Source organism: Desulfothermus naphthae (assembly GCF_054657475.1).
On sequence record NZ_BAAHYQ010000003.1, the window covers coordinates 680,834 to 706,165 of the forward strand.

A 25,332-nucleotide genomic window follows, 5' to 3' on the forward strand; every position below is an offset into this window, starting at 1 on the left:
AGCCTTTCAGCTTTCTTTTTAAATTTCCCTTGCTTCAACTTAAAACTTGTCGATCTGTTTTATAGTTATCCGCACAATTTCATATAATATGGGGTGCCCTTTAAAAATTTTTCTATCCAACTTTTAGCAAAACTTAGTTTTTTACATAACCTATTCCATGCTTCTGATATAACCTCCTCCATCTCTTTTATATCTTTTACAAAAACTAATGAAAGCACTCTTTTTATACTTTTCCAGATATACTCAATAGGATTTAACTCTGGTGAATAAGGGGGAAGATAGACTAGATAAATATCTAACTCAGATGCCTTTTCTCTTACTACTTTACTCTTATGGGATGAAAAATTATCTATTATTGCTACTATCGCTTTATATCTCTTATTTACTTCTCTTATCTTTTCTAAAAACTTAGCTATTGATAAGCCTTTTGAATCTTCTAAAAATGATTTTACACTTTCACCTTTTATAGCATAAAAACCTATTGTGTTTGTCTTGAACTTTGTTGTATTTTTTATAATTCTTGTCTTCTCAAAACTCCATACCCTTACTGTATTGGCGGTGTTCTGCGGACTCCTTTCATCTATAAAACCTATTGCTATCTCCTCTTCTTTAAATCCTTTCTCCTTTAACAAAGAAAAAGTAAGTTGAAGTTGATTCTCTAATATATTCTCTGCATCTTTTGGTTTCCTATAATCCATCGGATATGGTTTAGCAAAATGCATCTTAAGCTTATCTCTCAGTATCCTTACTATATGGTCTTGGGAGTATCCTATATCAAAAATATCTTTTATCAATGCCCTTACTTCTTTTGTAGTCCAATAAGCTCTCTTTTTAAGTAATTCCTTAAGCTTTTTTAAATCTTCCTCTGATAGCCTACTTGGCCTTCCTCCCCCTTTTCCTCTTCCTTTACCTTTTATCCCTTTATAACCCTCTTGGTTCCATTCCCTTATCCATAAGTATCCTGTCGATTGGGCTATCCCACAACCGCTACACGCCTTTTCAAAATCTATCCCTTCTCTTATAAGATTTAGAAAAATAAGTTTTACCAAAATATTGTCTTTCTTCTCACCCTTTAATTTTTCCTTTAGCTCTTCTATATTTTTAACCTTAATACGTTCCCCTTTCATAAATATTCATTATATCAAATCGTTCCTATTATATCAAGTTCTGAAGGATACTATAACTCTCCCAACCCTTAATCAATAATCCCTTTTCCTTGTTTACTTTTTCTAGGTCTTTAGCTACCCTTCCAAAGGGCAGCAGACTGATTTAGACAGGCTTTGTAACAACCCATTTACCCATTAACGCATAAACCCATTAACCCAAATTGCATTATTCGCACGCCCCTTTTTAGGTAGATTAGTGGATGGGTATATGAGTATATGAGTGGATGCGATAGAGGGAAGGAAATGGGCGCAAAATTGCGGCAGTTAAATTCTTCTGGTTTATTAGATAGACACTTAAAAGTTTTTACTTATGGTATTACGTTTTTTTTCTTAAATTCATGAATGAATTGTATAAAATCCTGTTTTAAGGCAGGAATAAACTTTTTATCTGGAATCTTTTTTAACTCTTCTTCTGTAACCCATTTAATTTCAGTATGATTTTCAGATTTCGGCGTGCCTCCTTTGTATAGACAAAGGAATTTAATCCCTGGAATTTTTGGTTCAGATGGATAATTTATGCAGTAAAATTTATGAATATCTTCTAATACTTCTACATCAATATTCAGTTCTAATTTATAATGTCTTTTTACTCCCTCAACAAAAGTTTCATTGCTATCTAATTGTCCACCGCAACCTTCATATAACCCTGGAAATAATTTGCGAGAGTTGCTTCTTTTTGCAATAAGAGCTTTGATTTCACCCTCTTCCTCTTTAATACAAAGACCAGCAATATGAACTTCAGGAGTTAATCTAACATCTTCTCTGGTAAAAAACTGATTAGCTATCTCCTTCGAGACCCAAACATCAATTTCATAAAGTAATCCTCTCAGTTTCCTCTTTTGTTCAAAGAATTCAATATCAATTGATTTAGGTAATTTAGGAAGAATAGGAAAGTCGTCCTTATCTATAACTATTCCTTTTGGACGTGCAATATCGCATAATCTAGCACACTTATTGATTTCTGCTCCAATAAAATCACCATTTAATGGTTTTATCCAACCTTTAGTAACACCCCATCCTAAAGATAAAGGGATTGAAGACCCATGCCTCTTTGAGAGATCACAGCACATTTTTTTAAATTTTTTCTCAACTCTATCTATCTTCTTAATAATTTCTTTAATCAACTTTTGCAAATTTAAATCAATACTTTCAGACTCTGGTAGTTTTTTAATCAATAAAGCTCCATCTCCTAAAGTTTTAATAGTATAATCTTTAAATACTTCATTTAAAATTTGATAAAATTTATCAGTGAAAATATTTAAATATGGGAAAACATCAACCTTCTCAGCCCAGGACGTAAATCCTCTTACATCAACAAAAATAATTACAGCCTCTACCATATTTTGAGCTTTGTTACTCATAATTTTCTGCCTTTTTTATAAAATTTACTAAGACTTTACTTCTTAGCATCCATTATCCCGACTTCCTCTTACCTTGTTAGGTTTAAGCCTATTGAAAATTAAAAGTCAACATCTTAATGAGAGGAAGAAGGGGAGGGGCGCAAAATTGAGGCGGCGAAAATTTGTGTCTTTTTAGGTAGATGAGTAGATGCGAAAGTAGGTGTCATTTTTGCTATAGATTAAAAGCATTTTATTATTAACCCAACAAACCCATTTACCCATTTACGCATAAACCCATTCACACATTAACCCATTAACCCAAATTGCATTATTTGTTATTTGCATGTCCCCTTTTTTTATTCTAATTTATTTTGGGCGTAACAAAATGGGAGTAGATGAGTAAATGTATTATTTGCATGTCTTTTTTTTCTTTTTTGCTATCAGTACATCATTCTATAGCCTTCTCCAATTTACTCTTAAACTCCTCCAAAGAATCACTTCGTAACGCCACTCTAAACAAACCCTTTATCACTTCTCTATCCTCAATTTCCTTGATTTTCCTAACTATGGCCCGCGGCACTATCTCAAATCGCTCCTCCAGAGCATTTACCAACATCTCCTGAGCTTCCAACAACAATCCCTGCTGCAACCCCTGCTGCAACCCCTGCTGCAATCCCTGTTGCATACCGGCTTTATATCTCTCCTGCCCTATTAATTCATATGCTGCTGATTCTATCATGATATCCCTCCTCCTTTGTAACAATTTTAATGCCATCTCTTCTGATACCAAACCCGCCATTATGGTCATCCCTGTTAACATATCTGCCTTGTAGGCACGACTTTCTTCTCCCTCATATATCCCCCTCTCTGCCTCTTCTACCAGCTCACTCCCTCCCTTCATCAACGGCACAAAGGGATACAAACATTTAATTCCCTTTTTCAATATCTCCTTTGCTTCCATTTCATACAACTTTACCACTTTATACCTGAAATCAACCTCATTGTCATGATAATAATCCTTTACTCCGTAACATCGCCTTAATTCTATCATTATTGTTTCTATCTCAAGCCCTTCTTCTAGCAAGTGACGACATCTTGTCTCCAGTGTCCTCAGTGGCAAATATTTCTTCCATGCGGTTATCAGTTCCAGTAACACCATCTTCTCTGTCCCATCTTCAAACAGGGCCTTTAAAACAAAATCTGACCTCCTTACTGACGCTGTCTCCTGGGGACGTACCTCTATAAGTTCAGCATCCTTCACCCTCAACCCGCACAACTCTTGCAACACTGCCTTTCTGCAATGTGACAATATTACCTTTGACGCTATATCATACTGCATCCTCAACTCCTCTTTTCCTGAAACTAACCTCTCACCTCTTCTCTGTCAAATTCATCTAATACCTGAAAAGCATTATTCGCATGTCCCCTTTTTTGCTACTGGGGTTTTAAATGCTGATTTAACCCAAAAATTTTTTTCAAAAACCCCTCTTTTGAGGGATTGTGTTTGCTTGTTTTATAATGATAAGGTTTCCAAAAATGGCAAAAAGAGGAGGAGTAAGATATGAAGAGTAAGTGTTTTGTGTTTATTTTGGCAGGATTTTTGTTTTTGTTGTGTCAGGTGCAGGTAGGTAATGCCAGTGTGGTAAATCGTTTTGTGGTTGCTGGAGAATCAGAAAGTTATGTGGTGGCCCTTAATGTTCCAGGTGGACAAGGTCTTTTAAAAGGATGGAGCTTTGGTGTGTATGATTATAATGGAGAGACGAAGAATGGTCTTAACCTACTAAATGATGAAAGTGGTTATCAATTTAAGGTGATTGCAGAGAATAACAATAATAATGGTAAATATTTCCTTGAAGTATATCAAGGGTTAACTAACGTTGGTGAAATTCCATTAGGGGAGACTCCAGATTTTAGCTTTTATTTTTTTGATGGAAATGGATATTATTCTCCTACTGATATTGTTGCAGTCGAAAGTGAGAATAATTCTTGGAACTTTGTCTATAAGTTGGATGATACTCAAGAAATGGTCGTCCGTGGTAATTATCTAAAACCCGTCCCCCTTCCAGTTACAATAATGCTGTTAGGGTCAAGTCTAATGGGTTTATTAATTGTAGGGAATAGAAAGAAAGGTTAATTTTAGTTAAGGCTCTATATTTGATTGTACTCTATCTTCAAGTTCAACACTTGCGAGATGTTGGACTTGAAGATATTCTTATCTACTCCCCTCTGAACTCTTTCTATTTTTTTGAGTGGCAAATGGATCTTTTTTTTCAATATGGGTGGATGCGAAACTAACTCTCATTTTCGCATTTACTCATTTAACTCCACAAACCCATTAACTCGTAAACGCATAAACCCATTTACGCATTAACCTATAATCCTTTGATAATTTTTTTGCTATCAGTACATCATTCTATAGCCTTCTCCAATTTACTCTTAAACTCCTCCAAAGAATCACTTCGTAACGCCACTCTAAACAAACCCTTTATCACTTCTCTATCCTCGATTTCCTTGATTTTCCTAACTATGGCCCGCGGCACTATCTCAAATCGCTCCTCCAGAGCATTTACCAACATCTCCTGAGCTTCCAACAACAATCCCTGCTGCAACCCCTGCTGTAATCCCTGTTGCATACCAGCTTCATATCTCTCCTGCCCTATTAATTCATATGCTGCTGATTCTATCATGATATCCCTCCTCCTTTGTAACAATTTTAATGCTATCTCTTCTGATACCAAACCCGCCATTATGGTCATCCCTGTTAACATATCTGCCTTGTATGCACGACTTTCTTCTCCCTCATATATCCCCCTCTCTGCCTCTTCTACCAGCTCACTCCCTCCCTTCATCAACGGCACAAAGGGATATAAACATTTAATTCCCTTTTTCAATATCTCCTTTGCTTCCATTTCATACAACTTTACCACTTTATACCTGAAATCAACCTCATTGTCATGATAATAATCCTTTACTCCGTAACATCGCCTTAATTCTATCATTATTGTCACTATCACTGTTATCTGTTATCTGTGTGTGTGATCTGTTATCTACTTACACTGATCAGTCTTTACTGGTCACTCTTTATCACACACACTGATCACACACACTGGTCACTCTTGTTAGTGTCTGTGACCTGTTATCTGTGGTCTGTGACTGATTTCGGGAAAAAGGCCTTCTTGTTTAATGTTCCTTTTATTATTAACCCACCAAACCCATTTACCCATTAACGCATAATCGTATAAAACCATTAACCCATAAACCCAAATTGCATTATTCGCATGTCCCCATTTTTGCTCTTTTTTATTTTTTACTGAAGAGGAGGTGGAAAGGGAAGTGAGAGTTAATGCGGAATTTCGCACTTGGGTAAAGTAGAAAATTACCCAACAATTACTTCTTCTTCAAGTGCCATCCTTTTTGCTGCATAAATTAAACAAGCACGAATGTCTTCTTCCTTAAGAAATGGATAGTCCCTAATTAATTCTTTTTCGCTATAGCCATAACCTAACTTTTCTAATATAATCTCTATAGGAAGTCTCGTCCCTTTAATCACCGGCTTCCCTAACATTATCTCAGGGTTAATTTCTATTCTTTTTAAAAGCTCTTTTTCATCCATCTTTACCCTCCATTTTCTATAGCTACATCTATAGGAATAAATCTGAATTTTTTATTCGTTATAACTACAAAATGTCCTTCTATTTTATCTCTATAGCCTATTAAAAGTTTTTTTATTAATTTACTCTTTTCTTCAGAATTTTTCCCTTTGCATCTAAATAATATAATCCCTTCATTTAACCGCTTTTTCCTAAAAACAAATTCTCCAAAATCTTTATCATTTGTAACTAAAATAAAAGATTCTTTTTGAGCTAATTCAAAAATTTCTTCATCTTTCATACAAAGATTTATATCCTTTACTGCTTTAACTTCATATCCTATTTGTCTTATCGTCTCAATAACATTTTGCTCAATATTTACATCAGCCAAAAATTTTAATTTTTTCATCCTAATATCTTCCAGCCTTAAAAATAAAGGCTTAAAATAGTTTAATAAAGAAAAGAAAAAAAGACAAGAGAAAAGAGACTTTTCAATTTCTAAATTTAAAAATAAAAAACGGAGAGTGGACTTCCGGCTCCGGTTGAATGGCAAAATTAATAAAGTGAGCGGGCAAAGCCTGGTCCTTCCTGTTCTCTAATCAATCTCTTCTTGTGTCCTCTTCACTGTTCACTGATTATTGCATTATTCGCATGTCCCCTTTTTTTTTCTGTTATCTGTTATCTGTGTGTGTGATCTGTTATCTACGTACACTGTTCAGTCTTCATTGATCACTCTTTATCACCCACACTGATCACACACACTGGTCACTCTTGTTAGTGTCTGTGACCTATTATCTGTGGTCTGTGACTGGTTTCGGGAAAAGGCCTTCTTGTTTTTTAATGTTCCATTTTATTATTATTAACCCACCAAACCCATTTACCTATTAACCCATTAACCCGTTAACCCAAATTGCATTATTCGCATGTCCCCTTTTTTGACTATAGATAAATATTTTTATTATAAATTCAAAACGTATGAGTTTATAATCTCTTTTTTCAATAACGGTGGAGGCGAAACTAACTCTCATTTTCGCATTTACTCATTTAACTCCACAAACTCATTAACTCGTAAACGCATAAACCCATTTACGCATTAACCCATAATCCCTTGATAATTTTTTTGCTATCAGTACATCATTTTATAGCCTTCTCCAATTTACTCTTAAACTCCTCCAAAGAATCACTTCGTAACGCCACTCTAAACAAACCCTTTATCACTTCTCTATCCTCGATTTCCTTGATTTTCCTAACTATGGCCCGCGGCACTATCTCAAATCGCTCCTCCAGAGCATTTACCAACATCTCCTGAGCTTCCAACAACAATCCCTGCTGCAACCCCTGCTGCAACCCCTGCTGCAATCCCTGTTGCAATCCCTGTTGTAATCCCTCTTGCAACCCCTGTTGCATACCGGCTTCATATCTCTCCTGCCCTATTAACTCATATGCTGCTGATTCTATCATGATATCCCTCCTCCTTTGTAACAATTTTAATGCCATCTCTTCTGATACCAAACCCGCCATAATTGTCATCCCTGTTAACATATCTGCCTTGTATGCACGACTTTCTTCTCCCTCATATATCCCCCTCTCTGCCTCTTCTACCAGCTCACTCCCTCCCTTCATCAACGGCACAAAGGGATATAAACATTTAATTCCCTTTTTCAATATCTCCTTTGCTTCCATTTCATACAACTTTACCACTTTATACCTGAAATCAACCTCATTGTCATGATAATAATCCTTTACTCCGTAACATCGCCTTAATTCTATCATTATTGTTTCTATCTCAAGCCCTTCTTCCAGCAAGTGACGACATCTTGTCTCCAGTGTCCTCAGTGGCAAATATTTCTTCCATGCGGTTATCAGTTCCAGTAACACCATTTTCTCTGTCCCATCTTCAAACAGGGCCTTTAAAACAAAATCTGACCTCCTTACTGATGCTGTCTCCTGGGGACGTACCTCTATAAGTTCAGCATCCTTCACCCTCAACCCGCACAACTCTTGCAACACTGCCTTTCTGCAATGTGACAATATTACCTTTGACGCTATATCATACTGCATCCTCAACTCCTGCTTTTCATGAAGCTAATCTCTCACCTCTTCTCTGTCAAACTCACCTAATAGCTGAAGAGCATTATTTGCATGTTACTATTTCTATTCTAATTTATTTTAGGCGTAACAAAATGGGAGTAGATAAGTAAATGTATTATTCGCATGTCTTTTTTTTCTTTTTTGCTATCAGCACATCATTCTATAGCCTTCTCCAATTTACTCTTAAACTCCTCCAAAGAATCACTTCGTAACGCCACTCTAAACAAACCCTTTATCACTTCTCTATCCTCAATTTCCTTGATTTTCCTAACTATGGCCCGTGGCACTATCTCAAATCGCTCCTCCAGAGCATTTAATAACATCTCCTGAGCATCTAACAACAATCCCTGTTGCATACCGGCTTCATATCTCTCCTGCCCTATTAACTCATATGCTGCTGATTCTATCATGATATCCCTCCTCCTTTGTAACAATTTTAATGCCATCTCTTCTGATACCAAACCCGCCATAATTGTCATCCCTGTTAACATATCTGCCTTGTATGCACGACTTTCTTCTCCCTCATATATCCCCCTCTCTGCCTCTTCTATCAGCTCACTCCCTCCCCTCATCAACGGCACAAAGGGATATAAACATTTAATTCCCTTTTTCAATATCTCCTTTGCTTCCATTTCATACAACTTTACCACTTTATACCTGAAATCAACCTCATTGTCATGATAATAATCCTTTACTCCGTAACATCGCCTTAATTCTATCATTATTGTCACTATCTCAAGCCCTTCTTCCAGCAAGTGACGACATCTTATCTCCAGTGTCCTCAGTGGCAAATATTTCTTCCATGCGGTTATCAGTTCCAGTAACACCATCTTCTCTTACCCTCAACCCGCACAACTCTTGCAACACTGCCTTTCTGCAATGTGACAATATTACCTTTGACGCTATATCATACTGCATCCTCAACTCCTGCTTTTCATGAAGCTAATCTCTCACCTCTTCTCTATCAAACTACCTAATACCTGAAGAGCATTATTTGCATGTGCCCTTTTTTTATGCTCACTTTAAATGCCATCTCTTCTGAGACATAGGAATGTGTTACAACAGATTAAAAGATTTTAAAATTTCTGCAAATTCACTATTTTTTTTGGCAAATGTTCTGAGAACTTCTATCAAATTCTGGAGCCGACCTTCCTTTTCAATTCTTTCAATGGCCTCATTTCGAGCCTGACGAATAATTGTGCGCCTATCCCAGAATGCAAAGGCTATCACCGCAGCAGTCAAAGTAGTAAAAATTCCAGTTAACATCCATAAAAAATTCATAATCTGTTCAAAGCGTTTATCCACTTGTTCAAAACGTTTATCCACCTGTTCAAAACGTTTATCCACCTGTTCAAAACGTTTATCCACTTGTTCAAAACGTTTATCCATTTCCCGGTACAAGGCATCAAAACGCTTGTCCATGTAATAAATAATAAATTGAGTATCCTTTGACAAACCCATAGGTAATGGTGTCTTAACCTCAGATTTTGCATTAGAGGCAATCACTCCACCTGAAAATAAACTCAAACAAAATATAATTGTAATTATCAGAATAAACCTTTTCATCATTCTAACACCTCAATATTATTTACTATTCATATTCTCATTTGACTTTACCTTTTGTTTATATTTATGTCAAGTTGCTGTTAAAATTCAAATATGTTTTATATTAACATTAACTTATCCTAACCATTAATCAATAATCCCTCTTCCCTGTTTACTTTTCTAGGTCTTTAGATACTTTTCTCGACAAAGGGTAGCAGACTGATTTAGGCAGGCTTTGTAACAACCCATTTACCCATTAACCCTTTAACCCATAAACCCCTTAACGCATAAACCCATTAACTCAAATTGCATTATTTGCATGTCCCCTTTTTTGATGTTGTGACCTGTTATCAGTGTCTGTGATCTGTTTTCCACTCACACTGATCACTGTTATCTGTTATCTGTGTGTGTGATCTGTTTCCACTCACACTGATCAGTCTTCATTGATCACTCTTTATCACCCACACTGATCACACACACTGGTCACTCTTGTTAGTGTGTGTGATCTGTTATCCACTCACACTGATCAGTCTTCACTGGTCACTCTTTATCCCACACACTGATCACACACACTGGTCACTCTTGTTAGTGTGTGTGATCTGTTATCCACTCACACTGATCAGTCTTCACTGGTCACTCTTTATCCCACACACTGATCACACACACTGGTCACTCTTGTTAGTGTCTGTGACCTGTTATCTGTGGTCTGTGACTGGTTTCGGGAAAAGGCCTTCTTGTTTTTTAATGTTCCATTTTATTATTATTAACCCACCAAACCCATTTACCCATTAACCCTTTAATCCAAATTGCATTATTCGCATGTCCCCTCTTTTTTGACTTTTTTACTTTTCTTGCTGTAGCTATTATACTCTTTCCACTTCCATTTTATTTTTTGAATATATTTTACAAAAAAATAATTGTAATTTTTTCTCCTATTTGCTTGTAAATCCTAAGTTTACCAACTCACCGAGAATTGCTGCGCTCCTCTTATCCTTTTACCGCTCATGTTTCCTCTCCCAGGGGACTCTGACAACATTGTAATCGCTTTATTTACTCAAAAAACACCTACTACTTTTAAAAAAGCTCCTAAAGCTCCTAATATTGATATCCCTATGGATATTGAAAACATTTTCAATGTAAAATTTCTCTGCTCTTTATCCCTGTTTTCAATTTTGTCTGAAAGTCTGTCTATTGATGCTATAATTTGCTCAAAGCGTCTATCCACTTGCTCAAATCTTTTATCCACTTGCTCAAATCTTTTATCCACTTCCTGCTTAAACTCATCAATACGTTTATGTACCTGTTCAAAACGCTTATCCACTTGTTCAAAACGATAGTTCATGTCGTCTTTTAAGTCCTTTAAGCCTATCTTTAAATCCTCTTGATTTTTCTTTAGCTCGTCAATCTGAACCTGAAGCAAATCAAACCTTGCATCAAAATACCTTGTGTTTGGAAAGATCCCAGCTATCAGTGTTTGAAATTCTGTAGGAATGTGCTCTTTATTTTTTCTTTCTTCTTTTTCCATTTTTTTACTCCTTGCGTAATTTTAATTGTCTATCAATAGTCAATATTAACATTTATTTTTGATATTGAAATTTTTTTTACCCATAAAAAATGAGTTAATATAGTCTCTTGCCTCAGACGGAATTGGAATTTTTCTTGATTAAAATTAGCTAAAATTCGCAAAGTTCTATGTTTTAAGTTTTTTGAACGTGGAACTTTAAACCTTGAGTCTCAGGAAAATAGTTGTCTTCCTAATACCCTTCATTGCGTTGTCAAAGACAAGCCTTTAAGGTACGCCGATGGCGAATCCTCTATTGTTAAGTCGCACAAAATCCTCTTATTATAATCGCAATAAGAACTCCAAGTATAAAAATACTTAATGCTTTTGTCTCTTTTCTGAGTTCTCCTAACCAAAAAGTATAATAAGACTTTTTGCTGCAATCATACCCACTTTGTGAATATTTATATTATCAGGAGGGATTATAAATAAACTTGTTATAATTAACAAGATTAAAATATCCATTGTGTTACATAAAATCCACTACGTCTTCTTGTAAAGTTTTATCGTTAGAACAGAAAAAGTAGTTACTAAAAGAAATAATAAGTTATAACCTATTAATAAAGAATGATTAGTTAAGACATAGCTATTTTGTTCACCTAAGAAAATCAAATAAGGAAAAAACATATATGCTATTAATCTTAATAAAAGATTTAATATCTTTCCAGTACCAATACTAATTAATAATAAAATTACTATAGCTGTTGCAACAATAGATAAATATTTTGGTATAGTTACAGGCACAAAAGAAATAAAAACCATTAAAACAGGAAGGAAAATTTTTAAGGCAAAAAAACACCATTTAATAAAAAATCCCTGTTCTCTAATATCTTTTAATTTGCTTTTTAAGTTTGTTATAAATTCAAAACGTATGAGTTTATAATCTCTTTTTTCAATAACGGTGGATGCGAAACTAACTCTCATTTTCGCATTTACTCATTTAACTCCACAAACCCATTAACTCGTAAACGCATAAACCCATTTACGCATTACCCCATAATCCCTTGATAATTTTTTTGCTATCAGTACATCATTCTATAGCCTTCTCCAATTTACTCTTAAACTCCTCCAAAGAATCACTTCGTAACGCTACTCTAAACAAACCCTTTATCACTTCTCTATCCTCAATTTCCTTGATTTTCCTAACTATGGCCCGCGGCACTATCTCAAATCGCTCCTCCAGAGCATTTACCAACATCTCCTGAGCTTCCAACAACAATCCCTGCTGCAACCCCTGCTGTAATCCCTGTTGCATACCGGCTTCATATCTCTCCTGCCCTATTAATTCATATGCTGCTGATTCTATCATGATATCCCTCCTCCTTTGTAACAATTTTAATGCCATCTCTTCTGATACCAAACCCGCCATAATTGTCATCCCTGTTAACATATCTGCCTTGTATGCACGACTTTCTTCTCCCTCATATATCCCCCTCTCTGCCTCTTCTACCAACTCACTCCCTCCCTTCATCAAGGGCACAAAGGGATACAAACATTTAATTCCCTTTTTCAATATCTCTTTTGCTTCCATTTCATACAATTTTACCACTTTATACCTGAAATTAACCTCATTGTCATGATAATAATCCTTTACTCCGTAACATCGCCTTAATTCTATCATTATTGTTTCTATCTCAAGCCCTTCTTCCAGCAAGTGACGACATCTTGTCTCCAATGTCCTTAGTGGCAAATATTTCTTCCATGCGGTTATCAGTTCCAGTAACACCATCTTCTCTGTCCCATCTTCAAACAGGGCTTTTAAAACAAAATCTGACCTCCTTACTGACGCTGTCTCCTGGGGACGTACCTCTATGAGTTCAGCATCCTTCACCCTCAACCCGCACAACTCTTGCAACACTGCCTTTCTGCAATGTGACAATATTACCTTTGACGCTATATCATACTGCATCCTCAACTCCTGCTTTTCCTGAAGCTAACCTCTCACCTCTTCTCTGTCTCACCTAATATCTGAAAAGCATTATTTGCCTGTTACTATTTCTATTCTAATTTATTTTAGGCGTAACAAAATGGGAGTAGATGAGTAAATGTATTATTCGCATGTCTTTTTTTTCTTTTTTGCTATCAGCACATCATTCTATAGCCTTCTCCAATTTACTCTTAAACTCCTCCAAAGAATCACTTCGTAACGCCACTCTAAACAAACCCTTTATCACTTCTCTATCCTCGATTTCCTTGATTTTCCTAACTATGGCCCGCGGCACTATCTCAAATCGCTCCTCCAGAGCATTTAATAACATCTCCTGAGCATCCAACAACAATCCCTGTTGCAATCCCTGCTGCAATCCCTCTTGCAACCCCTGTTGTATACCGGCTTCATATCTCTCCTGCCCTATTAACTCATATGCTGCTGATTCTATCATGATATCCCTCCTCCTTTGTAACAATTTTAATGCCATCTCTTCTGATACCAAACCCGCCATAATTGTCATCCCTGTTAACATATCTGCCTTGTATGCACGACTTTCTTTTCCCTCATATATCCCCCTCTCTGCCTCTTCTACCAACTCACTCCCTCCCTTCATCAAGGGCACAAAGGGATACAAACATTTAATTCCCTTTTTCAATATCTCTTTTGCTTCCATTTCATACAATTTTACCACTTTATACCTGAAATTAACCTCATTGTCATGATAATAATCCTTTACTCCGTAACATCACCTTAATTCTATCATTATTGTCACTATCTCAAGCCCTTCTTCCAGCAAGTGACGACATCTTGTCTCCAATGTCCTTAGTGGCAAATATTTCTTCCATGCGGTTATCAGTTCCAGTAACACCATCTTCTCTGTCCCATCTTCAAACAGGGCTTTTAAAACAAAATCTGACCTCCTTACTGACGCTGTCTCCTGGGGACGTACCTCTATGAGTTCAGCATCCTTTACCCTCAACCCGCACAACTCTTGCAACACTGCCTTTCTGCAATGTGACAATATTACCTTTGACGCTATATCATACTGCATCCTCAACTCCTGCTTTTCCTGAAGCTAACCTCTCACCTCTTCTCTATCAAACTACCTAACACCTGAAGAGCATTATTTGCATGTGCCTTTTTTATGCTCACTTTAAATGCCATCTCTTCTGAGACATAGGAATGTGTTACAACAGATTAAAAGATTTTAAAATTTCTGCAAATTCACTATTTTTTTTGGCAAATGTTCGGAGAACTTCTATCAAATTCTGAAGCCGACCCTCCTTTTCAATTCTTTCAATGGCCTCATTTCGAGCCTGACGAATAATTGTGCGCCTATCCCAGAATGCAAAGGCTATCACCGCAGCAGTCAAAGTAGTAAAAATTCCAGTTAACATCCATAAAAAATTCATAATCTGTTCAAAGCGTTTATCCACCTGTTCAAAACGTTTATCCATTTCCCGGTACAAGGCATCAAAACGCTTGTCCATGTAATAAATAATAAATTGAGTATCCTTTGACAAACCCATAGGTAATGGTGTCTTAATCTCAGATTTTGCATTAGAGGCAATCACGCCACCTGAAAATAAACTCAAACAAAATATAATTGTAATTATCAGAATAAACCTTTTTATCATTCTAACACCTCAGTATTATTTACTATTCATATTCTCATTTGACTTTACCTTTTGTTTATATTTATGTCAAGTTGCTGTTGAAATTCAAATATGTTTTATATTAACATTAACCTATCCTAACCGTTAATGACTAATCCCTCTTCCTTGTTTACTTTTCTAGGTCTATAGATACTTTTCTCAACAAAGGGTAGCAGACTGATTTAGGCAGGCTTTGTAACAACCCATTTACCCATTAACCCATTAACGCATAAACCCATTAACTCAAATTGCATTATTTGCATGTCCCCTTTTTTGATGTTGTGACCTGTTATCAGTGTCTGTGATCTGTTTTCCACTCACACTGATCACTGTTATCTGTTATCTGTGTGTGTGATCTGTTATCTACTTACACTGTTCAGTATTCACTGATCACTCTTTATCACCCACACTGATCACACACACTGGTCACTCTTGTTAGTGTCTCTGACCTGTTATCAGTGTCTGTGATCTGTTATCTCTTTACACTGTTCAGTATTCACTGATCACTCTTTATCACCCACACTGATCACACACACTGGTCACTCTTGTTAGTGTCTCTGACCTGTTATCAGTGGTCTGTGACTGATTTCGGGAAAAAGGCCTTCTTGTTGAATGTTCCATTTTATTATTAAGCCAACAAACCCACCAAACCCATTTACCCATTAACGCATACCCCCATTAACCCATTAACCCAAATTGCATTATTCGCATGTCCCCTTTTTGATGTTGTGACCTGTTATCAGTGTCTGTGATCTGTTACCTTGTGGCCGTCAGCTGCTAAACAACCAGCTGAAACAGCTCCAACATATCCCAATCCAAAAATACTAATACGCATAATTACTCCTACTTTTAAATTTCAAAATATAAACATATTGCTCAACTTCCAATGGATGAAAAGATCATGAACAAATTTTGTTAATATCTCAAATTTTTTAAATTTCGTTAAAATTATACCAATAGAATGAAAAGAAAAATCTGTAATAAATAGTTTTTCAGTTGAAATAGAATTTAATAATTCTGCTACTTCATCACTTCTTTCTTGCTCTAAAAGTCTCTCGAGCCATATATTGGTATCAACAAGATACATTTAATCCCCTCTCCACTCTAATGACTTTTTTTGTAACTCTAAAGATGTATAAACATTACGATATACTTTAAGCCCTCCTGCCCAATCTTGTTTTAAGAAGTTTCCCTTCTTTCTTTTGTTAGCTCTCTTTTCTAACAAGAATAATGCAAAATCTTCTACTTCCTTTTGAAGTTCTGGAGGTAATTGTTTTACAATTATTTCTAATTTATTGATATTTAACATTTTTATCCTCCTACTATAAATTTTCTGGCATATCCATAAAAATTAACTTTCGAAAAATCCATTTTGGACTTTTCTGCAATATTATTTAATAAAATATATAGTACAGCTTCCAGTCTGTGAAAAATGTTTTGACCACATAATTGTAAATGTTTAAAATAAAGACCCGCCAACAACAAACCAAAGGCTTCTGCAATAGCATGATTATTATTAGAAGAATACTTTGATGGATAACGCATAAGATGATGTGTATGAAAATAAATAAAACTATTTATTAAAATTTTTTGTTCATTATTAATTGGGTAATCTTCTAGAAAGGACAAAGCCCATACTAAATTAGAAATACGCAAAGCCAGCTCAATCCCACTCGTCCAATTTACTCCAATAGGATAAGGATTTGCTTCTAACCAATCAGATAATAATGAAAATATTTTGTCAGCAAAACGCTGATCATTAGTTATTTGGAATGCAATACCCAAAATAGGCATAAAATAAAATCTATTTATTTCCTATACAAACTTAACGCCACCTATTGTAAAACTATCCCGAATATCTATATCTGCCCAAAATTTTAATGGCCACTTTTTTTTGTTTTAGGATCTAGATGCCAGTCTATTTTTTCACCATAATCAACCTTTATATCAAAAATATTGAAACGATTATTTAGTATTTCTTTCGCTTGCTTAATAAGCTTACATAAGTCTTGATTATTTTTTTCAAAAATTCGATTAGACAATTTAAATATAGGTTGCAAATTTAGCTCCTAAAAAATTATATTTTTCTATTATATAACTAAAAAACTGAAAATCCGTTCCGCCATCTGCTGCTATTGCAATTTTTACTCTATCCAATTAAACCCTCCAGCCACAAAGACTCTAATTGTTCCTTAGAAATTTTCACACTTTCCTCTGTAAGTTCTCCTTCAATTGTTCCCACTTCCACAAAAGTTCTAATAACTTCCTCTAAATTTTTTACAATGCTTAAAAATTCTTTATCCATTCTTCTAAGGGAATATACACATTTTAAATTATCTGCAAATTCCCTTAAAACAATAGGACTATGGGTAGTCAAAATAAACTGAGTTATATATCCTCTTGCTATGGAATTAGACGTGCCTACAGCCTGATAAAGCCATTTTAATAACTGTCTAATATTTAATGGGTTTATTCCGTTTTCAATTTCTTCCAGCAGAATCATAGACGGAGATCTATCTAAACTTATCAGAAGAGCTATAACGGCAGCTTTAATAAATCCATCTGATACCTGATCCGTGGTAAAATTATACAAACGAGGAATGTGTTTTTCAGGTTTATAAAACCACCTTAATTTTCCCTTCTCCACTCTCGCACTTTCAAATTTTTCATCAATAATTCTTAAAAAGGAAACCATTTTATCGTAAACTTTTTTTTCATTATCTCTAACATATTCTACAATTTCAGGAAAATTTTCACCAGCAGGTCCTAAGGCACCAGGTAATAATAGCACATTATCCTTTTTTAACAAGGTTTCTTGTTTTATTAATCCCTTTAAAGCTGAAGGCTGGAAGTGAAAAAAGTATATTGAAGCCAGATCTGCAAAGAATGCATTTATAACCTGCATATAGTTTTTCTCAAGATTTTCATTTTGAATCTTTAATCGTAAGTTTAAGGATTCACTTTCCTTTGTTTCAAATATTTTTTCCTCAGCATTATTAATTTTGACAATTAATGCTTCTTTGCCCAAAATCTGATTATTTTTTTCGAATATCTTAAAAGAATATAAAATTTTATTATCTCTTGCATCTTTCCATTTACAAGAAAGCTCCATGGGTTCTCCCTTAGCCCAACGATAATAAAAAGTTCTAAACTCTTTAGGCTTAATACGGGTTCTCATCTCTTCTTCATTACTATCTGATTGTTTTTGCAGAGGACGAGCACGGGACACTATTTTGCTCATAAAATGAATCCCTTTTAAAAGATTGGTCTTTCCTGAAGAATTAGCCCCTATTAAAAGAACTACTGGACCAAAAAGTTTTATAATAGTATTTTTATGATTAGCAAAGTTTTTTAACATAAATTCTACAAACATTCTTTTACCTTTCTTTTCTAATTGTCTGTAAAAGTACTTCTGTTACTAGTAATAATCCTAAAAATCCAATCTCCAATATACATCTTATTAAATATGGACTTTCAGCTAAATAAGAAATAATCTTAGATGCACGTTGTAAATTAAATGCATATACATCAAAACCTAAAAGATTTAACAGCGTTGTAAAAGGAATCGCTTCAAAATTATTTCCCATGCAATAAGGAAAAAGAAAGCATCTTAAAAAATAGAAAACCCTTTTATAATCACTTTCTATTTAATTTTATTAAATACTCACTTAAAGCATAAATAAACGGCATAACAGCCCAACGTAGGGTATTTTTATACCTTTTAATTCCGCCTATCCATATTTGAGAATATATTTCATTTTCATTTTTTACAAAAAACTTCAAAATAGCCTCTAAGTTTTTTTCAATAATGTCTCTTTTACCAAGAAGTACAGACAAATTTAAAAACTCAGCATTGTCGTATAGGTCCCATTTAACAGGATTGAACTTATCAGTTTTTGTAAATCTCTTTACTAAAAACTCCTTTTTATCAAGGAAATTTTTTAACAAATAATTATATCCATTTTCTACCACTTTTTGCCAATCTAGCAAGTCAACTATTTGAGCAGTTTTATAAATGTTTTTCATGATAAAGCATGAGTGAAAACAATCAATAAAATTTCCTTTTGCTCCCTTTACATAATACCACCAGCTACCATCATTCTATAGATTTTTCTTCAAAATCATCACTTTTTTTTGTGGGGTGTAATGTCTTCTTTTCTTACTCATGACTCTACTCTTCAAAGTTTAATTTTTGTTAACATATTTTGAGGAAAATTCCAATTCCGTCAGAGGCAAAACAGCCAAAAATTTTAATTTTTTCATCCTAATATTTTCTAGTCTTAAAAATAAGGGCTTGAATTAGTTTAATAAAGAAAAGAAAAAAAGACAAGAGAAAAGAGACTTTTCAATTTCTAAATTTAAAAATAAAAAAAGCGGAGACTGGACTTCCCGCTCCGCTTGGATGGCAAAATTAATAAAGTGGGTGGGCAAAGCCCGGTCCTTCGTGTTTTCTAATCAATCTCTTCTTTTTTTCCTTTTCACTGTTCACTGATATTGCATTATTCGCATGTCCCTTTTTTTTACTCAACCCGCACAGCTCTTGCAACACTGCCTTTCTGCAATGTGACAATATTACCTTTGACGCTATATCATACTGCATCCTCAACTCCTGCTTTTCATGAAACTAACCATCTTACCTCTTCTCTGTCTCGCCTAATATCTGAAAAGCATTATTTGCCTCTTACTATTTCTATTTTAATTTATTTTGGGGGTAACAAAATGGGAGTAGATGAGTAAATATATTTGCATGTCTTTTTTTTCTTTTTTGCTATCAGTACATCATTCTATAGCCTTCTCCAATTTACTCTTAAACTCCTCCAAAGAATCACTTCGTAACGCTACTCTAAACAAACCCTTTATCACTTCTCTATCCTCAATTTCCTTGATTTTCCTAACTATGGCCCGCGGCACTATCTCAAATCGCTCCTCCAGAGCATTTACCAACATCTCCTGAGCTTCCAACAACAATCCCTGCTGCAACCCCTGCTGCAATCCCTGCTGCAATCCTTCTTGCAATCCCTGCTGCAATCCCTGTTGCAATCCTTCTTGCAATCCTTGCTGCAATCCCTGTTGCATACCGGCTTCATATCTCTCCTGCCCTATTAACTCATATGCTGCTGATTCTATCATGATATCCCTCCTCCTTTGTAACAATTTTAATGCCATCTCTTCTGATACCAAACCCGCCATTATGGTCATCCCTGTTAACATATCTGCCTTGTAGGCACGACTTTCTTCTCCCTCATATATCCCCCTCTCTGCCTCTTCTACCAACTCACTCCCTCCCTTCATCAAGGGCACAAAGGGATACAAACATTTAATTCCCTTTTTCAATATCTCCTTTGCTTCCATTTCATACAACTTTACCACTTTATACCTGAAATCAACCTCATTGTCATGATAATAATCCTTTACTCCGTAACATCGCCTTAATTCTATCATTATTGTTTCTATCTCAAGCCCTTCTTCCAGCAAGTGACGACATCTTGTCTCCAGTGTCCTTAGTGGCAAATATTTCTTCCATGCGGTTATCAGTTCTAGTAACACCATCTTCTCTGTCCCATCTTCAAACAGGGCTTTTAAAACAAAATCTGACCTCCTTACTGACGCTGTCTCCTGGGGACGTACCTCTATGAGTTCAGCATCCTTTACCCTCAACCCGCACAACTCTTGCAACACTGCCTTTCTGCAATGTGACAATATTACCTTTGACGCTATATCATACTGCATCCTCAACTCCTGCTTTTCATGAAGCTAATCTCTCACCTCTTCTCTATCAAACTACCTAACACCTGAAGAGCATTATTTGCATGTGCCTTTTTTTTATGCTCACTTTAAATGTCATCTCTTCTGAGACATAGGGATGTGTTACAACAGATTAAAAGATTTTAAAATTTCTGCAAATTCACTATTTTTTTTGGCAAATGTTCGGAGAACTTCTATCAAATTCTGGAGCCGACCTTCCTTTTCAATTCTTTCAATGGCCTCATTTCGAGCCTGACGAATAATTGTGCGCCTATCCCAGAATGCAAAGGCTATCACCGCAGCAGTCAAAGTAGTAAAAATTCCAGTTAACATCCATAAAAAATTCATAATCTGTTCAAAGCGTTTATCCACCTGTTCAAAACGTTTATCCACCTGTTCAAACCGTTTATCCACTTGTTCAAAACGTTTATCCATTTCCCGGTACAAGGCATCAAAATGCTTGTCCATGTAATAAATAATAAATTGAGTATCCTTTGACAAACCCATAGGTAATGGTGTCTTAACCTCAGATTTTGCATTAGAGGCAATCACTCCACCTGAAAATAAACTCAAACAAAATATAATTGTAATTATCAGAATAAACCTTTTCATCATTCTAACACCTCAATATTATTTACTATTTACTATTTACATTCTCATTTGACTTTACCTTTTGTTTATATTTATGTCAAGTTGCTGTTAAAATTCAAATATGTTTTATATTAACGTTAACCTATCCTAACCATTAATCAATAATCCCTCTTCCCTGTTTACTTTTCTAGGTCTTTAGATACTTTTCTCGACAAAGGGTAGCAGACTGATTTAGGCAGGCTTTGTAACAACCCATATACACATTAACGCATTAACACATAAACCCATTAACACATTAACCCAAATTGCATTATTCGCATGTCCCCTTTTTTGATGTTGTGACCTGTTATCTGTGTGTGTGATCTGTTATATACTCACTGTTCAGTCTTCATTGATCACTCTTTATCACCCACACTGATCACACACACTGGTCACTCTTGTTAGTGTCTGTGACCTGTTATCTGTGGTCTGTGACTGATTTCGGGAAAAAGGCCTTCTTGTTTAATGTTCCCTTTTATTATTAACCCAACAAACCCATTTACCCATTAACGCATACCCCCATTAACACATTAACCCAAATTGCATTATTCGCATGTCCCCTTTTTGATGTTGTGACCTGTTATCTGTGTGTGTGATCTGTTTTCCACTCACACTGATCACTGTTATCTGTTATCTGTGTGTGTGATCTGTTATATACTCACTGTTCAGTCTTCATTGATCACTCTTTATCACACACACTGGTCACACACACTGGTCACTCTTGTTAGTGTCTGTGACCTGTTATCTGTGGTCTGTGACTGATTTCGGGAAAAAGGCCTTCTTGTTTAATGTTCCATTTTATTATTAAGCCAACAAACCCATCAACCCATTTACGCATAAACGCATTAACCCATTAACCCAAATTGCATTATTTGCATGTCCCCTTTTTAGTTACTAAGAGCTAGTTAGGAGGTGGGGGAAATCCCCCCCATTTCTTTATTTAATTTTTTCTTTGGTTCTCAAATAAAGGCCTCCTATTAAACCACTTAGAAGAAGTAGCATACTTGAAGGAATAGGAACAGGAATTAATGTGAGATTGAAGTTATCTACACTTTGAAGATTACGGAGACCTCCTGTAGCTCCAGTAAAACCAAAGTAGGCTTCACATGGAGTAAAATCTGTAATTGTATAGTTAAGTGTATAATCTACATTACCATCATTATCTTTATCCAAGTAAACAGAGATCGCTCCTGTTGTAATATCAAAATCTATTTTTGCATGTTTAAAGCCTGATGTTTCAATATTTCCAACTGAAAGAGTTGTTAAAGACTCTATGTTTCCATCTTTATCAATCCCAATATGATCATCAGATGGATCACCATAAACAGAATTTTGATAAGTATCAAACTCTACAGCAAAGCTATTTGAAATATCTTTATATCCCAAACCACCACCTCCACTTCCCAATGCATTAAGACCGTTGGATTTATCAATCACAGCAAAGGTTATACCATCTGCCCCATCATCTAAATAACCTACACTAAAATCAAACTCGACTATAAAGCTTTTATATTTGGAAAGATCAAAGCTTTGTTTATACCACATACTTCCGCTTTGATATAACTGTGAAAGAGTCAAATGCACCTGAGCACCATTCCACTCAGCATCTCCATTTAATTGCCAGTTTGTTGCTGGATCTGAACTAAAATCATCCATAATAGTAAAGGCTTTTGCTTGAGAAAAGCCCATTAAAAAACAACATACCAAAACCCCTATTGTGTAAGAAAAAATTTTTTTAATCATTTTCTTCCCTCCACTTTTTATTTTTTAAAATTTTTTGTATATACTCCGTTTCTGGTAATATTATAATTTTTTTATTTTCTGTCAACAATCTTTTGAGACTATTTTAAATATTTTTTGAGCAACATCACGATTCTTTGCTCAGTATAATTTTCTCTTTTAATTCAATAGCTTTTTTTTCTTATATCTGGATTTATGCATTGAATAGCAATATTTATAGTATCCTTCAGAACTTGATATAATAGGAACGATTTGATATAATGAATATTTATGAAAGGGGAACGTATTAAGGTTAAAAATGCAGAAGAGCTAAAGGAAAAATTAAAGGGTGAGAAGAAAGACAATATTTTGGTAAAACTTATTTTTCTAAATCTTATAAGAGAAGGGATAGATTTTGAAAAGGCGTGTAGCGGTTGTGGGATAGCCCAATCGACAGGATACTTATGGATAAGGGAATGGAACCAAGAGGGTTATAAAGGGATAAAAGGTAAAGGAAGAGGAAAAGGGGGAGGAAGGCCAAGTAGGCTATCAGAGGAAGATTTAAAAAAGCTTAAGGAATTACTTAAAAAGAGAGCTTATTGGACTACAAAAGAAGTAAGGGCATTGATAAAAGATACTTTTGATATAGAATACTCCCAAGACCATGTAGTAAGGATATTGAGAGATAAGCTTAAGATGCATTTTTCTAAACCATATCCGATGGATTATAGGAAACCAAAAGATGGAGAGAAGATATTAGAGAATCAACTTCAACTTACTTTTTCTCTGTTAAAGGAGAAAGGATTTAAAGAAGAGGAGATAGCAATAGGTTTTATAGATGAAACAAGTCCGCAGAACACCGCCAATACAGTAAGGGTATGGAGTTTTGAGAAGACAAGAATTATAAAAAATACAACAAAGTTCAAGACAAACACAATAGGTTTTTATGCTATAAAAGGAGAAAGTGTAAAATCATTTTTAGAAGATTCAAAAGGCTTATCAATAGCTAAGTTTTTAGAAAAGATAAGAGAAGTAAATAAGAGATATAAAGCGATAGTAGCAATAATAGATAATTTTTCATCCCATAAGAGTAAAGTAGTAAGAGAAAAGGCATCTGAGTTAGATATTTATCTAGTCTATCTTCCCCCTTATTCACCAGAGTTAAATCCTATTGAGTATATCTGGAAAAGTATAAAAAGAGTGCTTTCATTAGTTTTTGTAAAAGATATAAAAGAGATGGAGGACGTTATATCAGAAGCATGGAATAGGTTATGTAAAAAACTAAGTTTTGCTAAAAGTTGGATAGAAAAATTTTTAAAGGGCACCCCATATTATATGAAATTGTGCGGATAACTATAAATATTTTTCTGCTTCTTTCTTTCCTCCAAGATTATAAGCTATCATTGCGGCATGAAGATAGATTATATTATCTTGCCTCAGACGGAATTGGAATTTTTCTTGATTAAAATTAGCTAAAATTCGCAAAGTTCTATGTTTTAAGTTTTTTGAACGTGGAACTTTAAACCTTGAGTCTCAGGAAAATAGTTGTCTTCCTAATAGCCTTCATTGCGTTGTCAAAGACAAGCCTTTAAGGTACGCCGATGGCGAATCCTCTATTGTTAAGTCGCACAAAATCCTCTTATTATAATCGCAATAAGAACTCCAAGTATAAAAATACTTAATGCTTTTGTCTCTTTTCTGAGTTCTCCTAACCAAAAAGTATAATAAGACTTTTTGCTGCAATCATACCCACTTTGTGAATATTTATATTATCAGGAGGGATTATAAATAAACTTGTTATAATTAACAAGATTAAAATATCCATTGGTGTTACATAAAATCCACTACGTCTTCTTGTAAGTTTTATCGTTAGGACAGAAAAAGTAGTTACTAAAAGAAATAATAAGTTATAACTTATTAATAAAGAATGATTAATTAAGACATAGCTATTTTGTTCACCTAAGAAAATTAAATAAGGAAAAAACATATATGCTATTAATCTTAATAAAAGATTTAATATCTTTCCAGTACCAATACTAATTAATAATAAAATTACTATAGCTGTTGCAACAATAGATAAATATTTTGGTATAGTTACAGGCACAAAAGAAATAAAAACCATTAAAACAGGAAGGAAAATTTTTAAGGCAAAAAAACACCATTTAATAAAAAATCCCTGTTCTCTAATATCTTTTAATTTGCTTTTTAAGTTTGTTATAAATTCAAAACGTATGAGTTTATAATCTCTTTTTTCAATAACGGTGGATGCGAAACTAACTCTCATTTTCGCATTTACTCATTTAACTCCACAAACCCATTAACTCGTAAACGCATAAACCCATTTACGCATTAACCCATAA

The 25,332-nt window shown here is 34.8% G+C and carries 28 protein-coding genes and 1 pseudogene; 2 read left to right on the forward strand and 27 right to left on the reverse strand.

The genetic code is table 11. From position 1 onward, the window contains the following. Positions 1–65: 65 nt before the first annotated feature. From ACYQ1E_RS15005 to ACYQ1E_RS15015, 3 genes are all read right to left on the reverse strand, one after another. Positions 66–1,127 (reverse strand): IS630 family transposase, encoded by a 1,062-nt coding sequence (locus tag ACYQ1E_RS15005; RefSeq protein ID WP_459881128.1) that lies wholly within the window; start codon positions 1,125–1,127, stop codon positions 66–68. A gap of 347 nt (positions 1,128–1,474) precedes the next feature. Next, complete coding sequence (locus ACYQ1E_RS15010) at positions 1,475–2,527, reverse strand: NUDIX domain-containing protein (RefSeq protein ID WP_459881131.1); 1,053 nt, start codon at positions 2,525–2,527, stop codon at positions 1,475–1,477. Positions 2,528–2,954: 427 nt separating this feature from the next. Then, positions 2,955–3,845, reverse strand: a complete 891-nt coding sequence (locus ACYQ1E_RS15015) for a hypothetical protein (RefSeq protein ID WP_459881134.1) — start codon at positions 3,843–3,845, stop codon at positions 2,955–2,957. 222 nt (positions 3,846–4,067) lie between these two features. Between ACYQ1E_RS15015 and ACYQ1E_RS15020 the strand changes: the two genes are divergently transcribed. Then, positions 4,068–4,640, forward strand: a complete 573-nt coding sequence (locus tag ACYQ1E_RS15020) for a hypothetical protein (protein WP_459881137.1) — start codon at positions 4,068–4,070, stop codon at positions 4,638–4,640. 274 nt (positions 4,641–4,914) lie between these two features. Here ACYQ1E_RS15020 and ACYQ1E_RS15025 read toward each other — a convergent pair whose 3' ends face one another. From ACYQ1E_RS15025 to ACYQ1E_RS15135, 23 genes and pseudogenes are all read right to left on the reverse strand, one after another. Beyond that, entirely contained in the window at positions 4,915–5,505 is a 591-nt protein-coding gene (locus tag ACYQ1E_RS15025) for a hypothetical protein (protein WP_459881140.1), read from the reverse strand. A 377-nt stretch (positions 5,506–5,882) separates the two neighbouring features. After that, positions 5,883–6,119 carry a DUF433 domain-containing protein gene (locus ACYQ1E_RS15030; RefSeq protein ID WP_459881143.1) on the reverse strand — a complete coding sequence of 79 codons (237 nt, stop codon included), beginning with the start codon at positions 6,117–6,119 and terminating at the stop codon, positions 5,883–5,885. Between the two features lie 2 nt (positions 6,120–6,121). Then, positions 6,122–6,505, reverse strand: coding sequence for a DUF5615 family PIN-like protein (locus ACYQ1E_RS15035; protein ID WP_459881146.1), 384 nt, complete (start codon positions 6,503–6,505; stop codon positions 6,122–6,124). 725 nt (positions 6,506–7,230) lie between these two features. Continuing rightward, on the reverse strand, positions 7,231–8,157 hold the full coding sequence (locus ACYQ1E_RS15040; RefSeq protein ID WP_459881149.1) for a hypothetical protein: 927 nt from the start codon (positions 8,155–8,157) through the stop codon (positions 7,231–7,233). 185 nt (positions 8,158–8,342) lie between these two features. After that, positions 8,343–8,978: a hypothetical protein gene (locus tag ACYQ1E_RS15045; protein ID WP_459881152.1), complete on the reverse strand. Its 636-nt coding sequence runs from the start codon at positions 8,976–8,978 to the stop codon at positions 8,343–8,345. Then, on the reverse strand, positions 8,923–9,105 hold the full coding sequence (locus ACYQ1E_RS15050; protein ID WP_459881155.1) for a hypothetical protein: 183 nt from the start codon (positions 9,103–9,105) through the stop codon (positions 8,923–8,925). The genes ACYQ1E_RS15045 and ACYQ1E_RS15050 overlap by 56 nt, the downstream gene beginning before the upstream one ends. A gap of 138 nt (positions 9,106–9,243) precedes the next feature. Continuing rightward, positions 9,244–9,753, reverse strand: coding sequence for a hypothetical protein (locus ACYQ1E_RS15055; protein WP_459881158.1), 510 nt, complete (start codon positions 9,751–9,753; stop codon positions 9,244–9,246). Positions 9,754–10,786: 1,033 nt separating this feature from the next. Further along, positions 10,787–11,257, reverse strand: coding sequence for a coiled-coil domain-containing protein (locus ACYQ1E_RS15060; RefSeq protein WP_459881161.1), 471 nt, complete (start codon positions 11,255–11,257; stop codon positions 10,787–10,789). 519 nt (positions 11,258–11,776) lie between these two features. Next, positions 11,777–12,217 carry a hypothetical protein gene (locus tag ACYQ1E_RS15065; RefSeq protein ID WP_459881164.1) on the reverse strand — a complete coding sequence of 147 codons (441 nt, stop codon included), beginning with the start codon at positions 12,215–12,217 and terminating at the stop codon, positions 11,777–11,779. 106 nt (positions 12,218–12,323) lie between these two features. Further along, complete coding sequence (locus tag ACYQ1E_RS15070) at positions 12,324–13,202, reverse strand: hypothetical protein (RefSeq protein ID WP_459881167.1); 879 nt, start codon at positions 13,200–13,202, stop codon at positions 12,324–12,326. A 181-nt stretch (positions 13,203–13,383) separates the two neighbouring features. Continuing rightward, positions 13,384–13,914, reverse strand: coding sequence for a hypothetical protein (locus tag ACYQ1E_RS15075; protein ID WP_459881170.1), 531 nt, complete (start codon positions 13,912–13,914; stop codon positions 13,384–13,386). Between the two features lie 54 nt (positions 13,915–13,968). Continuing rightward, positions 13,969–14,274, reverse strand: coding sequence for a hypothetical protein (locus tag ACYQ1E_RS15080; RefSeq protein ID WP_459881173.1), 306 nt, complete (start codon positions 14,272–14,274; stop codon positions 13,969–13,971). A gap of 136 nt (positions 14,275–14,410) precedes the next feature. After that, the gene (locus tag ACYQ1E_RS15085) at positions 14,411–14,860 is read right to left on the reverse strand and encodes a hypothetical protein (protein ID WP_459881176.1); all 450 of its coding nucleotides are present in this window, start codon (positions 14,858–14,860) and stop codon (positions 14,411–14,413) included. Between the two features lie 775 nt (positions 14,861–15,635). Beyond that, a pseudogene (locus ACYQ1E_RS15090) lies at positions 15,636–15,713 on the reverse strand (hypothetical protein); the annotation flags it as partial. Between the two features lie 21 nt (positions 15,714–15,734). Further along, entirely contained in the window at positions 15,735–15,965 is a 231-nt protein-coding gene (locus ACYQ1E_RS15095; protein WP_459881179.1) for a hypothetical protein, read from the reverse strand. Continuing rightward, the gene (locus ACYQ1E_RS15100; RefSeq protein ID WP_459881182.1) at positions 15,966–16,187 is read right to left on the reverse strand and encodes a DUF2281 domain-containing protein; all 222 of its coding nucleotides are present in this window, start codon (positions 16,185–16,187) and stop codon (positions 15,966–15,968) included. 2 nt (positions 16,188–16,189) lie between these two features. Continuing rightward, complete coding sequence (locus ACYQ1E_RS15105) at positions 16,190–16,690, reverse strand: heparinase II/III family protein (protein ID WP_459881809.1); 501 nt, start codon at positions 16,688–16,690, stop codon at positions 16,190–16,192. A 337-nt stretch (positions 16,691–17,027) separates the two neighbouring features. Further along, positions 17,028–18,251, reverse strand: a complete 1,224-nt coding sequence (locus ACYQ1E_RS15110; protein WP_459881185.1) for an AAA family ATPase — start codon at positions 18,249–18,251, stop codon at positions 17,028–17,030. 263 nt (positions 18,252–18,514) lie between these two features. Beyond that, entirely contained in the window at positions 18,515–18,904 is a 390-nt protein-coding gene (locus ACYQ1E_RS15115; protein WP_459881188.1) for a hypothetical protein, read from the reverse strand. A 385-nt stretch (positions 18,905–19,289) separates the two neighbouring features. Continuing rightward, complete coding sequence (locus tag ACYQ1E_RS15120) at positions 19,290–19,478, reverse strand: hypothetical protein (RefSeq protein WP_459881191.1); 189 nt, start codon at positions 19,476–19,478, stop codon at positions 19,290–19,292. A gap of 179 nt (positions 19,479–19,657) precedes the next feature. Then, complete coding sequence (locus ACYQ1E_RS15125) at positions 19,658–20,608, reverse strand: hypothetical protein (RefSeq protein WP_459881194.1); 951 nt, start codon at positions 20,606–20,608, stop codon at positions 19,658–19,660. Between the two features lie 138 nt (positions 20,609–20,746). After that, positions 20,747–21,235 carry a hypothetical protein gene (locus ACYQ1E_RS15130; RefSeq protein ID WP_459881197.1) on the reverse strand — a complete coding sequence of 163 codons (489 nt, stop codon included), beginning with the start codon at positions 21,233–21,235 and terminating at the stop codon, positions 20,747–20,749. 954 nt (positions 21,236–22,189) lie between these two features. Next, positions 22,190–22,996, reverse strand: a complete 807-nt coding sequence (locus ACYQ1E_RS15135; RefSeq protein ID WP_459881200.1) for an L-type lectin-domain containing protein — start codon at positions 22,994–22,996, stop codon at positions 22,190–22,192. 267 nt (positions 22,997–23,263) lie between these two features. Here ACYQ1E_RS15135 and ACYQ1E_RS15140 point away from each other — a divergent pair, with 267 nt between their 5' ends. Continuing rightward, complete coding sequence (locus ACYQ1E_RS15140; protein ID WP_459881203.1) at positions 23,264–24,325, forward strand: IS630 family transposase; 1,062 nt, start codon at positions 23,264–23,266, stop codon at positions 24,323–24,325. Positions 24,326–24,680: 355 nt separating this feature from the next. Here ACYQ1E_RS15140 and ACYQ1E_RS15145 read toward each other — a convergent pair whose 3' ends face one another. Further along, on the reverse strand, positions 24,681–25,256 hold the full coding sequence (locus tag ACYQ1E_RS15145) for a hypothetical protein (RefSeq protein ID WP_459881206.1): 576 nt from the start codon (positions 25,254–25,256) through the stop codon (positions 24,681–24,683). Positions 25,257–25,332 lie beyond the last annotated feature (76 nt).